Origin of the sequence: Kosakonia arachidis (genome assembly GCF_900116535.1) — a bacterium.
Lineage (GTDB): Bacteria > Pseudomonadota > Gammaproteobacteria > Enterobacterales > Enterobacteriaceae > Kosakonia > Kosakonia arachidis.
Window position 1 is genome coordinate 51,246 of record NZ_FPAU01000002.1, and the last position, 13,376, is coordinate 64,621.

Below are 13,376 nucleotides of genomic sequence, written 5' to 3' on the forward strand. Positions count from 1 at the left end.
AGATTATGCAAAAAAGTGAGGCAGCGCGTGACGAATGGCCACGCCTGATGGCGCTTGCGCAGGCTGGCGACCAGCAGGCTTACACGCGGCTGCTGAAAGCGCTGGTGCCAGTGATCCGCACGCTTGCTCACAAGCAGATCGCCGACGAGGTGCTGGTGGATGATGTGATTCAGGATGTGCTGCTCACCGTGCACCGGGTGCGTCATACCTACGATCCCAGCGCCCCTTTCCTGCCATGGTTGATGGCAATTGCCCATGCCCGCACCGTCGATGCGCTGCGCAAGCGCGGTCGCCACTGGCAACGGGAGGTGGAAAGTGAGGAGGCATCACTGCTGATTGCCAACAGCGAGCCGTCTCAGGCACCGGAAGAGCTGTCGGCACTGCTGAATCAGCTACCGGACCGCCAGCGGCAAGTGATTGAGCATGTTCATCTGCGGGAGATGAGCCTTGCGGAAACCGCGACGCACAATAACCTGACGGTTTCCGCCGTGAAGTCATTGCTGCACCGCGCCCTGAATAATCTTCGTCGGTTGGGAGCACATCATGGCCGATCATGACCTGTTAATTGAGAAATTAAGCCGCTCCATCGCGCCGGTAAAACGCCCCTGGCAACCCGGCTGGCGCGTGATGGCCTGGCTGGCGACGGCGTTACCGTGCGGTATTGCCGCCAGTTTATTGCTGAACAGAACCCTGACCGACTGGTCGCAGAGCGGCGCGGCGTGGGTTATCGTGCAGTTGCCGCTGACCTTTGTCGCCGGAACGCTGGCGATTCGTAATGCTTTTTTGCTGAGTATTGCCGGGCAGCAGCCGCTTAGCTGGAAGTGGTTTGCGCCACTGTTCAGCATCTGGTTCGCCAGCACGCTGGTTAACCTGCATCTGCACCACTCGCTGGAACCTGCCGGTAGCGTTGAAGGGCCGAATTGCTATCTGTTTATGGTGGTGGTCAGCGCCCCAATGATGGCGATTGTGATTGGTTACCTGCACCGCACCCGCTCGCTGTTCCCGGCGCGTAGCCTGGCGGCGGCGGGCACGGGCGTGGCCTGTATGGCGCTGACGCTGTTGGCGCTTTGCCATCCGGTGCACCTCAGCGCACCGGATCTGTTAATGCATATCGCCGCTATCTTCACCATAATCACTGGCACCATTGCGCTGGGTTACCGCTGGGTGGCGTTATCCTGGTGAACCGCTTTTAGGGAAGATCCATAGCTGTTCGGCAGGCAGCACTAGGCGATAATTTTGCTCGCTGCGCGGCTGAGTACCGTAAACACGCAGCACAAAATCATCCCCTTGTGTGCGGAACAGATATTCCCAACGATCACCAAGATACATACTGGTCAGCATCGGCAACTCCATCGCGTTGTCCTGCGGTTGATCGCTTAACCGCAGGCTTTCCACGCGGATCACTGCCGTCGCCGGTTGGCCCACGGCGACGCCCGGCCCGGCGACGCCCCACAGCGCCCAGCTCGCACCCTCAATACGCGCTTTCCCATTCACCACCTCAGTGACATTGCCATGCAGGCGGTTATTGCTGCCCATAAATTCAGCAGTAAACAGCGTCGATGGCGTGCTGTACATCTCCTGCGGTGTGCCCTGCTGTTCGATAACACCGTTGTTCAGCAGCAGGATGCGGTCAGAAATCGCCATCGCTTCATTTTGATCGTGCGTTACCATTAGCGCCGATAAACCGAGTTTGACAATCAGCTCGCGCAGGAAGACCCGCGCCTCCTCGCGCAGCTTGGCGTCGAGGTTTGACAGCGGCTCATCCAGCAAAATGACCGGTGGGTTATAGACCAGCGCCCGGCCAATCGCCACACGCTGCTGCTGGCCACCGGAGAGTTGATGTGGATGGCGTTTACCCAGCCTTCCCAGCCCAAGTTGATCCAGTACCGCTTGCACCCTCTGGGCGATCTCCGCCGACGCGACTTTGCGCAGTTTCAGCGGATAAGCCACATTCTCGAATACCGTTTTATGCGGCCACAAGGCGTAAGACTGGAACACCAGCCCCAGATTGCGCTCTTCGGCGGGCACTTCACTGCGCGGATTTCCGTCGTACACCACATTGCTGCCAATGGTGATGCGCCCCTGGCTCGGTTTTTCCAGCCCGGCGACGGCACGCAGCAGCGTGGTTTTACCGCTACCGGAGGGGCCAAGCAGCGAAACAACTTCGCCCCGTTTCAGTTGCATGGAGACGCCTTTCAATACCGGATTGTCGCCATAGGTCAGATGCAGATTATCGACAGCCAGCTCAATCATGTAATTTCACTCCAAAGCGCAGGGCCACGCCAAGACCGATGACCACCAGCAGAATATTGATAAACGACAGCGCAGCGACGATATCGATCGCGCCCGCCGCCCACAGCGACACCAGCATCGAGCCGATGGTTTCCGTCCCCGGAGAAAGCAGGTAAACACCGGTTGAGTATTCACGCTCAAAAATCAGGAACATCAACAACCAGGAGCCGATCAAACCGTAGCGCGACAGCGGCACCGTGACATGACGGGTTACCTGTCCGCGCGACGCGCCGGTACTGCGTGCAGCCTCTTCCAGCTCTGGCCCAACCTGCAACAGCGTGGAGGAGATCAAACGCAGCCCGTACGCCATCCATACCACGGTGTAGGCCAGCCAGACGCTGAAGATGGTAGTACGCAACGAACGCAGCCAGACGATCAGGTTGTCGCGCAGCCACTGCGCCACCGGCAGCCCGGAGAGCCAGCCGTTTTTTAGCGACTGATCCAGCCACATCGGCAGAAAAAGGAACACCCATAAGAACGCCAGCCCCGCCAGCAACCCAGGCACGGCACGTGGCACCAGCACGCTATAGTCGAGAAAGCGTGTAACATTATCCTGCTTGCGGTGCATCGCAATACCGACGAACAGATAGCAGACCACCGCCAGCGCACCGCCAATCACGCCAATGGCCATCGAGTTGACGATAGCGCGTAGCAGGTTCGGCTGCTGCCAGATATTGCGGAACGTGGAGAGCGAAAACTCGTCCCACAGCGAAACGCCGACACCCCAGTTGGCGATAAACGCCCGCAGCACCACGCCGATCAAGGGCACGCCGATGGTAACGGTAAGCCACGCCACCACCACCATTCCCGCCACCCACCGCCATTTGCCAAGCGGCAGCGCACGTGCCTGCGAGGCTTTGCCCTTCATGGTGACGAAACGGCTGGCGGTGCGCATCAGCCTGCGCTGCAACATCACCAGCGGAATGGTGATGCAAATCAGCACCACCGCCACCGCCGCCATCAGGTGATACGACGGCGTACCCAGTTTGTTGGTCAACTTATACAGATACGTTGCCAGCACCATGTTGCCTTCAGGATCGCCAAGCACCAGCATCAGGCCGAACACTTCCAGACCGAGGAAAAAGAGCAGTACGCAGGCATACAGAATCGAGGGACGAACCATCGGCAGGCTGACGGCAGTCATCACCTGAAGCGGTGATGCGCCGACGGTACGCGCCGCCTCTTCAACGTCCGAACCGACGCTACGCAATGCCGATGAGATATAAAGATAGGCATGAGGAACATGGGTTAAACCGGCAATCACCACAATGCTGAACATTGAGTAGATGTTCCACGGCACAAAACCGATGAGCGCCTCCGCCCAACGCGAGAAAAAGCCCACCGGCCCGGCGGCGACCACATAGCCAAAACCGAGCACCATCGGCGAGACGAAAATCGGTACCAGAATCAACGGCTCAATAAACCGGCGGCCCGGCAAATCAGTGCGAACCATCAGAAAGGCAAGGATGCCACCGAGTGGAATCGCAATAATCACCAGCCCGAAAGCCAGAATGAAGCCGGATTTCAGCGCCAGATAAAAATCAGGATCGGTAAAAATAAAGGCAAAGGCTTCAAGGCTGAACGCTTTACTACGGGCGAAAAAGGGTGCGGAGAGGAAACTCTGCACCACAATAAATAACAGCGGGATATAAATAACCAGTGCGGTAATTAATACGGTTACACCACGCGGCAACCCCTGCCATTTTCTGCGCACGATATTCATAAATCATCCCTTTACGCTCTGTCATGCCAGGCAAAACGTTGTGCATCGCAGCGACACACAACAGTAATGGAGGTTATTTGGCAGCGGCTTCGCGCCACTGTTTAATAAATTCCAGACGTTTTTTCGGCTCCAGATATTCCAGCAGTGATTCATCTACCGGGATCGGCTTCAGCGCCTGCCCCAGCAATTTGGTCATGCCATCAATGTCGTTTTTGCCTTCAATATCCTGGCGCAAGGAAGGAATATCCGCCTGGTTGGCGAGAATGCTCTGCCCTTTTTCTGACAGCACATAGTCAAACCACAGTTTCGCCGCGTTGCTATGTTCCGCTTCCGCACTGATAAACGACACGCGCGATAGCACCAGCACATAATCTTTCGGATAAGCGATCCCCAGCGATTTATCCCCTTTAATGCGCGCTTCCGCGTACGAGCCAAGGATGTTGTAACCAATCAGGTTTTCACCCGACGAGACGCGCTCCATCATGGTACCGGTGGAGGACTGCACCGTCAGACCGCCTTTGGCGATATCAGCCAGATGTGCGAAATAATCTTTGTCGCTTTTGCTGTCCTGAACAGCGAGCATAAAACCGAGGCCGGACTTTTCAATATCGTAGGTGGTGACTTTATTTTTGAATTTATCGCTCTGCGCGGCGATTAATTTCGCCAACGCACTGTGGGAGTCGGGAACCTCATTTGCGGGAATCAGCCGTTTATTATAAATAAACACCACCGGTTCATAGGTGGTGCCATAGGCTTTTTGTTGCCATACCGCCCACGTTGGTAATTTCTCTTTTTCCGGTGAAACATATTCGGCTGCATAATCCGTCGCCAACTTCAGCGCGGTATCCATCGATGAACTCCAGACCACATCGCCACTGCCACCACCAGAGGCTTGCTCGCTGAGATAGCGGTTATACAGCTCGGTGCTGTTCATATCGTTATATTCAACTTTGATTCCAGGATATTGTTCCTCAAAGCCTTTAATCAGCGGGCCTGCGGCTTTGGTGTCCGTTGTCGAATAGATAACGACTTTGCCCTCTTTCGTCCCGGCATCCACAATCTTCTGGTATTCCGCTGGATAGCCCGCAGGCACTGCCGCCAGCGCAGAGCCAGCAAATACGGTGGCCAGAACAGCAGCCAACGTTGCGATCTTCCCGTTCATACAACCCCCCGGCATCATTTTTGAAACACAAAGTTAACATATAGACCGTGCGCCCACTGATGCAATAAAGTTGCTTGTTTTTTCTGACTTTTGTGACGGTGGCGTGGTTTAAAAATAGGTTGTTTCTGCGCAAAAAATAGCAGGCAGAGAAACCGTAAACATCCGCTTAATATCATGCTCTGGCTGCCATCTCGTGCAGAAAAATAGCCAGAAAGTAGAAAGCAGTGTCGTGGGAAATAACATAAAAATAATGCATTTTGCGGCTTATATCGCCCCATCAATAAGCCGATACAAGCGTATGCTGGCCGCAAATTTTCAGGAGATCATAACGCAATGGCAGCAGTGGCAACAGACGTTATCAGCGGCGCAATCATTTCCGGGATTGAGAAAGCGCATGAGGATTACCGGAAAATGTCAGGGGGATACTGGGTGTGGACAGCCGCGGAATACATGCTGACTACCTATATCGCCAAAGAGTTGAGCGAAATGGAGGGGGCGAAATTCGTTACTATCGAGAGTAATGGCAGCAGTTCGATGGAACATGCGCAGGCTATCGCGCCAGGCCCCAAGCCCCTTAAAGCGCGGCTAAATGGGCGTTTTGATATTCTGCTGTGGTGGGGAAAATACCAGCCGCGTGCGGTTATTGAAGTGAAAAACCAGCCCGGCGGTCCCTCCACCTGGTATCACGATATCGAGCGTATTACCTCGGTGCTGAAAATCAGCCGCGAAACCTCTTCCATTAAATTTGGCGTTTTCGCCTATTATTATTCCGCCGCTGACGGTGAATTACTCAGCGGTGCGGAAAAGGTGTCGCAGAAATTTGCGCGCGTGGAGGACTACGTACAAAAACAGATCGCTGACCGTTATCACGTTTATCAGGTCACTTCAGAAATTCATGACGAAGGGACAGAAGGCGCCTGGGGCGCAGCGTGTCTGATTATCCGCATGATGTAAACATCTCCTCGGTTCCCTGCCACCGCAGCCTGCGGTGGCCAGCCCAATCTTAAACGAACTTAAACGAAACCTTCGCGTTCATTATTTGTTCGCCTGTTCGTCATAAAACGATCATCTGTTGTGCCGTTAATGGACGCCAGTTGAATGACAAAAACCGGAACACTTATGAACAGCGCATTGGCAGAACTTTCTGAATACCCCAATTCGTATCAGCATCCATTAAACACCGTGCCGAAACAAAAGGTGCTGAGCGTCAGGAATTTGCGCAAATCGTATAATGAGCACCAGACCGTGCTGGAGGATATCAGTTTCGATCTGCACAGCGGGGAGATGGTCGGCGTAATTGGCCGTTCCGGCGCGGGTAAATCAACGTTATTACATGTACTGAATGGCACGCACAGCGCCAGCGCGGGCGAAATCTTAAGTTTCGCCGATGATGAAAGCGAGCCGCGTGATGTATCACGCCTGAAAGGCCGTGCACTCAATCAGTGGCGCAGCCAGTGCGGCATGATTTTCCAGGACTTCTGCCTCGTTCCACGCCTGGATGTGCTGACCAACGTGCTGCTCGGCCGTCTGAGCCAGACATCAACACTAAAATCGCTGTTTAAAGTCTTCACCGACGAAGACCGCGCCAAAGCCATCGCCCTGCTCGAATGGCTGAACATGCTGCCACATGCATTACAGCGTGCAGAAACGCTCTCCGGTGGGCAAATGCAGCGCGTGGCGATTTGCCGGGCGCTGATCCAGAACCCCTCGTTATTACTGGCGGACGAACCTGTCGCCTCGCTGGACCCCAAAAATACCCAGCGCATCATGGATGTACTGCGCGAAGTCAGCCAGCAGGGCATCAGCGTGATGGTCAACCTGCACTCTGTTGAGCTGGTGAAAGAGTACTGCACACGGGTTATCGGTGTGGCGCAGGGACGCATTATTTTTGACGACCACCCTTCCCGGCTGACACAGGATGTTCTGCACGTACTGTACGGCGATGAAATCAGCCAATTGCATTAATTATTCCTCCCAATGAGACAACACAGGCAATGACAATGAAAAACCCTATTTCTGGCGCATTACGTTTATCTGCATTGATGGCAGGCCTTCTGTTGGCATGGCAGGCTTCTGCCGCTGAGCAGCCGAAGGAATTGAATCTGGGGATTCTGGGCGGGCAGAACGCGACCCAACAAATCGGTGATAACCAGTGTGTGAAAGAATTTCTCGATAAAGAGCTGAACGTCGATACCAAACTGCGCAACTCCTCTGACTATTCCGGCGTGATCCAGGGTCTGCTGGGCGGGAAAGTTGACGTGGTGCTGAGCATGTCGCCTTCTTCTTACGCCTCGGTGTATATCAACAACCCGAAAGCGGTCGATATCGTCGGTATCGCTGTTGACGATAAAGATCAATCGCGCGGTTACCACTCTGTGGTGATCGTGAAAGCCGACAGCCCGTACAAAAAGCTGGAAGATCTGAAAGGCAAAGCGTTTGGTTTTGCGGACCCGGATTCCACCTCCGGCTACCTGATCCCGAACTACGCGTTCAAACAGAAATTCGGCGGCAATACCGACAACAAATATAACAACTACTTCTCCAGCGTCACCTTCTCTGGCGGTCATGAGCAGGACATCCTCGGCGTGCTGAACGGCCAGTTCGCTGGCGCAGTCACCTGGACCTCTTTGGTTGGCGACTACAATTCCGGCTACACCTCAGGTGCTTTTAATCGCCTGATCCGTATGGATCACCCGAATCTGATGAAAGAGATCCGCATCATCTGGGAATCGCCGCTGATCCCGAACGGCCCGATCCTGGTGAGCAACAGCCTGCCGGCGGATTTCAAAGCCAAAGTCATTACCGCCGTGAAGAAACTGGATACCGATGATCACGCCTGCTTCGTGAAAGCGATGGGCGGTACGCAGCATATCGGCCCGGGCAGCGTGGATGATTTCAAACAGATTATCGAGATGAAACGCGAGCTGGTCACTGCACGCTAATCGACACCTCGTGAAATAAGCCCCTGCGTCGAACCAGGGGCTTTTATTCGATTGTCATACAGGACGCTATTGCAACGCATGAACACGTCGAATACGCAGTTTGAGCACTATTACCAACAGGTCAGAACGCGCCAGAAGCGCGACACAGTGGCCTCTTCGTTACTGCTACTGGCGCTCTGGTTTGCCGCCGGGAACGCCGCCGAATTTAATATTTTTACCATTTGGCACTCGCTGCCCAACTTCCTCGATTACATGCTGGAAACCGTGCCAACGCTGCACTGGTCGCAGCTGTTTGCCGACAGCCACACCAAAGGCTCGCTGGCATATTGGGGTTATCGCTTGCCGATTCAGTTACCGCTGATTTGGGAAACCCTGCAACTGGCGCTGGCCTCAACGCTGCTCTCTTTTGTCATCGCTGGCGTGCTGGCTTTTCTTGCAGCGAGCAACACCTGGTCGCCGCCGCCGGTACGTTTTGCTATTCGCACGCTGGTAGCGTTTTTGCGCACCATGCCGGAGCTGGCGTGGGCAGTCATCTTCGTGATGGCATTTGGCATTGGCGCGATCCCCGGTTTCCTTGCGCTGGCGCTGCACACTGTCGGCAGCCTGACCAAACTGTTCTATGAAGCGGTGGAAAGTACACATGATCGTCCGGTACGCGGGCTGGCCGCCTGCGGGGCCACGCATCTGCAACGCATCCGTTTCGCGCTGTGGCCGCAGGTCAAACCGATATTTCTCTCCTACGGCTTTATGCGCCTGGAGATTAACTTCCGCTCCTCCACTATTCTCGGTCTGGTTGGCGCAGGTGGTATCGGCCAGGAGCTGATGACCAATATCAAACTCGACCGCTACGATCAGGTTAGCATTACGCTGCTGCTGATCATCATTGTGGTTTCAGTACTCGATACCCTCTCTGGCCGTTTGCGCCAGTGGGTGCTGGAGGGGAAAAAATGACAAACTGGCAAGCCGTACCGAATGTGACCTTAAGTCGTAAACTGCACAGTGATTTGTTCAAAGCGCAGGGGCGTTATCTGCGCCGTCTGGGCCTGATAGCCCTGGCCGCTGCGCTCTACTATCTGTGGTTTTTTATGCAGTTCGGTATTCCGCTCAATCAGGCGCTTAACGGCATACAGCAGATAGGCCACTATCTGCTGCGCATGTTTGTCTGGCACGATTTCCTCAACTGGCCGTTTGGCTACTATTTCTCGCAAATTGGCATCACGCTGGCGATTGTTTTCGCCGGTACGCTCAGCGCCACAATGCTGGCGTTGCTGCTCTCATTCCTTGCCGCACGTAACATCATGCGCGGCGGGTTCCTCGGCACAGTGGCGTTTTGTATGCGTCGCCTGTTCGACATTCTGCGTGGCGTCGATATGGCGATCTGGGGGCTGATTTTTGTGCGCGCCGTCGGCCTTGGCCCCCTGGCCGGGGTACTGGCGATTATCATGCAGGATACCGGTCTGCTTGGTCGTCTGTACGCGGAAAGCCATGAAGCGGTGGATCGTTCGCCAGGACGCGGTATGACGGCCGTCGGCGCGAGTGGCCTGCAAAAGCACCGTTTCAGTACCTTTACCCAGTCATTCCCGACCTTCCTCGCGCTGAGCCTTTATCAGATCGAGTCGAACACACGTTCGGCGGCGGTGCTGGGTTTTGTCGGCGCGGGCGGTATCGGTTTGATATATGCCGAAAATATGCGGCTGTGGAACTGGGATGTGGTGATGTTTATCACCGTGATTCTGGTCGTCGTGGTGATGCTGATGGATATGGCCTCGGCCTGGCTGCGCCAACGCTATATTATCGGTAAATCGGTGCCGCTGTTTAAGCCGGAGTAAGCTGCCAGTTAAGTTGCGGCCAGCGGCGCAGTTCTCCCTGCGCCGCCAGTTGCGGGCAAGGATTCACCATAAATACGTGGTTGGCGTATTCGCAGAGCGGCAAATCGTTAATCGAGTCGGTATAAAACGTCACAGCACCACGATGCTGCGGGTGATGGACAAGGAAGTTTTCAAGGCAGGTAATTTTGCCTTGCTGATAACTTGGCGTACCGTCAATAATCCCCGTGTAGCGCCCGTTATCAATTTTCACTTCCACACCAATCGCATGCTCAATGCCCAGCACCGGTGCAATCGCCTTCACCAGCAAACTGACCGACGCGGAGATAATCAGCATCGCTTGATTGCTGGCCTGCAATTCCCTGATTAACGCCAGCGCCTGCGGGTAGATGTGCGGCACAATCTCCGTTTCGACACACAGTGCCACCATGCTTTCCACCTGCGCCACCGGGAAATCGCGCAGCGGCGACATGGTCAGCGCCACATACTCGTGCAAGTTCATTTCGCCGTGCGCGTAAGCCTGCATCATCCGCGCTTCATCACGCAAATAATCCGCGCCATCGGCAAAACCTTCACGCACCAGATAACGGCTCCACAGCGTGCTACTGTCACCAGAAATCAAGGTGTTATCGAGATCGAAAACGTACAGCGGTTGCGGCATTGTCGCGTCCAGAGTAAGGAATCCTGCCCTGCACTTTAGCAAAAAAAGATGACAACTTAACGATGCAGTTGATTTGCTAAACCGGTTTAGTTAAGTTTTATCGATTATTTTAAAGCGGGAGAGAAGTATGTCAGCACGAGTCTGGTGTCTGGGCGATGTGGTGGTCGATTTACTGCCGGAAGGCGCAGGGCGCTTGTTGCAGTGTCCTGGCGGCGCGCCGGCGAATGTGGCAGTCGGCATCGCGCGTTTGCAGGGAAAGAGCGGTTTTATCGGCCGCGTCGGTGACGATCCTTTTGGTCGCTTTATGCGCCAAACCCTCGACGCCGAGCAGGTGCACACCGCGTTCATGTTTACCGACCCGGCGCAACGCACCTCCACGGTGGTCGTCGCGCTCGATGAAGTGGGTGAGCGCTCATTTACCTTTATGGTACGACCGGGCGCCGATCTGTTTCTCTCTGTGGATGATCTACCGCCTTTTCAGCGCAGCGAATGGCTGCACTGCTGCTCGATTGCACTCTCTGCAGAGCCGTCACGCAGCACCACGTTTACGGCGATGAGGCGCATCCGCAGCGCTGGCGGGTTTGTCAGCTTCGACCCGAATATCCGTCACGATCTGTGGGCCGATCCGCCGCAGTTACATGACGCGCTGAGTCAGGCCTTCACACTGGCAGACGTCGTAAAACTCTCGGAAGAAGAGCTGGCCTTTTTCAGCGGCCTGGCGGATATCGACGCCAGCATGCAGCAATTGGCTGAACGTTTTTCTATCCCGCTGTTGCTGGTGACACAGGGTAAAGCGGGCGTTAAAGCCTGCCTGCGAGGCGCACTCAGTACCTGGCCAACGCGGCCGGTTATCAGCGTCGATACTACCGGCGCAGGCGATGCATTTGTTGCCGGATTGCTGTGGGAACTGGCACAGCACGGGCTACCGGATAACCCGGCGCAACTTGGCGCTCGTCTTGTCACCGCGCAGCGCTGCGGGGCGCTCGCCACCACGGCGAAAGGCGCAATGACCGCCTTACCCTATCATCATCAACTGGAAGAATAACCGCCTGAGTGCCGCTTCGTTTTGCGAGCCGTCTCACAATCACTAAACCGGTTTAGCAAATTTAATTGCGTGAAGAAATTAGCCATGGGTATGATTCGTCACCTAAACCGGTTTAGCAAAAAATAACCCTGTGATGATAGCTCTTCCTTAGGGATGCAAAACGATGAAAAAAAGCACGCTTGCCGTAACCTTTGGTTTGATATTTAGCTCTGGCTCTGTACTGGCTGCCGATCCCAGCATGAGTAGCATAGAAGCCCGCCTTGCCGCACTGGAACAGCGTTTACAGGCGGCAGAACAACGCGCAAATGCCGCAGAAACCCGCGCCAACGCGGCGGAAAAACAGGCGCAGGAACTGGCCGCCGCGCAGCAGAAGACGCAAACCACCACCCGCCAGGTTGAGCAGCGCACCGCCAAACTGGAACAAAAATCCACCGATGAAGGCGGGTTTGAATTCCACGGCTACGCCCGCTCCGGGCTGCTGATGAACAACTCTGCGGCCAAAACGCAAGGCGGGCCAACAGTGACGCCAGCAGGTGAAACCGGCGGTCATGTCGGTCGCCTGGGTAATGAACCGGATACCTATGTCGAGATGAACCTCGAACATAAACAGACGCTGGCAAACGGTGCAACCACGCGCTTTAAAGTGATGCTGGCCGACGGGCAAAAAACCTATAACGACTGGACGGCCTCCAGCAGCGATCTCAACCTGCGCCAGGCGTTTACCGAAATCGGCCATCTGCCGAGCTTCACCGGTGCGTTTAAAGACTCCACCCTCTGGGCCGGTAAACGTTTCGACCGCGATAACTTCGATATCCACTGGATCGACTCTGATGTCGTATTTCTCGCCGGGACCGGTGCCGGAATCTACGACATGAAGTGGAACGATGACACACACAGCAACCTGTCAATTTACGGCCGCACCTTCGGCGACATTGAGAACAGTGAAAACACGGCGCAGAACTATATCCTGTCGTTGAACAATTTCTACGGCCCGCTACAACTGATGGTCAGCGGCATGCGCGCCAAAGATAATGACGCCCGGCTCGATCTCGACGGCAATAAAGTGAAGGGCGATGCCGCGGATACTGGCGTGCATGCGCTTCTCGGCCTGCATAACAGCAGCTTCTATGGGCTGAGGGAAGGTTCGGCGAAAACCGCCCTGCTCTACGGCCACGGCCTGGGTGCAGAGGTGAAATCGATCGGTTCCGACGGTGCGCTGTTGCCGGAAGCGAACACCTGGCGCCTTGCCAGCTACGGCATCACGCCGTTGGGCGGCGGCTGGCATATTGCGCCAGCGGTACTAGCACAAAGCAGTAAAGATCGCTACGTCAAAGGCGACAGTTACCAGTGGGCTACCGCCAACCTGCGTCTGATTCAGGGGATCACCGAGAACTTCGAAATGCAGTATGAAGGCAGTTACCAGTACATGGATCTGCGCCCGAAAGGCTACAACAGCCGTAACGCGGTGAGTGGTAGCTTCTATAAACTGACTGTTGCCCCGACGCTGAAAGCCAGCGACGTCGGCGAATTCCTCAAACGCCCGGAAATCCGCCTGTTCGCCACCTGGATGGACTGGGATCACCGCCTGGATAAATACGCTAGCGATGATGCCTTTGGCAGCAACGGCTTTAAATCCGGCGGCGAGTGGAACTTCGGCGTCCAAATGGAGACCTGGTTCTAATGAGTTCGGCCCCTGCGGGGTGCGGGGGTCGTCTCAACCGGGTT

The 13,376-nt window shown here is 55.3% G+C and carries 13 protein-coding genes; 9 read left to right on the forward strand and 4 right to left on the reverse strand.

All coding sequences use genetic code 11. From position 1 onward, the window contains the following. Positions 1 to 5 precede the first annotated feature (5 nt). A complete protein-coding gene (locus tag BM427_RS08335) occupies positions 6 to 557 on the forward strand; it encodes a sigma-70 family RNA polymerase sigma factor (protein WP_090120812.1) in 552 nt (183 codons plus the stop codon). Beyond that, complete coding sequence (locus tag BM427_RS08340; protein WP_090120813.1) at positions 544 to 1,182, forward strand: DUF1109 domain-containing protein; 639 nt, start codon at positions 544 to 546, stop codon at positions 1,180 to 1,182. Before BM427_RS08335 ends, BM427_RS08340 begins: the two co-directional genes overlap by 14 nt. On the opposite strand, the gene BM427_RS08345 is transcribed toward BM427_RS08340, so the two are convergent. The 3 genes from BM427_RS08345 to BM427_RS08355 form a co-directional block, all read right to left on the reverse strand. After that, positions 1,171 to 2,253 (reverse strand): ABC transporter ATP-binding protein, encoded by a 1,083-nt coding sequence (locus BM427_RS08345; protein WP_090120815.1) that lies wholly within the window; start codon positions 2,251 to 2,253, stop codon positions 1,171 to 1,173. The genes BM427_RS08340 and BM427_RS08345 overlap by 12 nt on opposite strands. Beyond that, on the reverse strand, positions 2,246 to 4,015 hold the full coding sequence (locus BM427_RS08350) for an ABC transporter permease (RefSeq protein ID WP_090120817.1): 1,770 nt from the start codon (positions 4,013 to 4,015) through the stop codon (positions 2,246 to 2,248). The genes BM427_RS08345 and BM427_RS08350 overlap by 8 nt, the downstream gene beginning before the upstream one ends. 73 nt (positions 4,016 to 4,088) lie before the next feature. Then, positions 4,089 to 5,177 (reverse strand): ABC transporter substrate-binding protein, encoded by a 1,089-nt coding sequence (locus tag BM427_RS08355; protein WP_090120818.1) that lies wholly within the window; start codon positions 5,175 to 5,177, stop codon positions 4,089 to 4,091. A 333-nt stretch (positions 5,178 to 5,510) separates the two neighbouring features. Between BM427_RS08355 and BM427_RS08360 the strand changes: the two genes are divergently transcribed. The 5 genes from BM427_RS08360 (at position 5,511) to phnE (BM427_RS08380) (ending at position 9,948) form a co-directional block, all read left to right on the forward strand. Beyond that, positions 5,511 to 6,131 (forward strand): hypothetical protein, encoded by a 621-nt coding sequence (locus BM427_RS08360; RefSeq protein ID WP_090120819.1) that lies wholly within the window; start codon positions 5,511 to 5,513, stop codon positions 6,129 to 6,131. Positions 6,132 to 6,296: 165 nt separating this feature from the next. Further along, positions 6,297 to 7,142: a phosphonate ABC transporter ATP-binding protein gene (gene phnC / locus BM427_RS08365; RefSeq protein WP_090120821.1), complete on the forward strand. Its 846-nt coding sequence runs from the start codon at positions 6,297 to 6,299 to the stop codon at positions 7,140 to 7,142. 35 nt (positions 7,143 to 7,177) lie between these two features. Beyond that, positions 7,178 to 8,119 carry a phosphonate ABC transporter substrate-binding protein gene (gene phnD / locus BM427_RS08370; protein WP_090120822.1) on the forward strand — a complete coding sequence of 314 codons (942 nt, stop codon included), beginning with the start codon at positions 7,178 to 7,180 and terminating at the stop codon, positions 8,117 to 8,119. A gap of 78 nt (positions 8,120 to 8,197) precedes the next feature. Next, a complete protein-coding gene (gene phnE, locus BM427_RS08375; protein ID WP_090120824.1) occupies positions 8,198 to 9,070 on the forward strand; it encodes a phosphonate ABC transporter, permease protein PhnE in 873 nt (290 codons plus the stop codon). Beyond that, on the forward strand, positions 9,067 to 9,948 hold the full coding sequence (gene phnE / locus BM427_RS08380) for a phosphonate ABC transporter, permease protein PhnE (protein WP_090120825.1): 882 nt from the start codon (positions 9,067 to 9,069) through the stop codon (positions 9,946 to 9,948). The genes phnE (BM427_RS08375) and phnE (BM427_RS08380) overlap by 4 nt, the downstream gene beginning before the upstream one ends. Here phnE (BM427_RS08380) and BM427_RS08385 read toward each other — a convergent pair. After that, positions 9,935 to 10,606 (reverse strand): HAD family hydrolase, encoded by a 672-nt coding sequence (locus BM427_RS08385; protein ID WP_090120826.1) that lies wholly within the window; start codon positions 10,604 to 10,606, stop codon positions 9,935 to 9,937. The two genes, phnE (BM427_RS08380) and BM427_RS08385, sit on opposite strands and share 14 nt — an antisense overlap. A 127-nt stretch (positions 10,607 to 10,733) precedes the next feature. Here BM427_RS08385 and cscK point away from each other — a divergent pair, with 127 nt between their 5' ends. Next, entirely contained in the window at positions 10,734 to 11,651 is a 918-nt protein-coding gene (cscK, locus tag BM427_RS08390; RefSeq protein WP_090120828.1) for a fructokinase, read from the forward strand. Positions 11,652 to 11,814: 163 nt separating this feature from the next. Continuing rightward, a complete protein-coding gene (locus BM427_RS08395) occupies positions 11,815 to 13,332 on the forward strand; it encodes a carbohydrate porin (RefSeq protein ID WP_090120830.1) in 1,518 nt (505 codons plus the stop codon). Positions 13,333 to 13,376 lie beyond the last annotated feature (44 nt).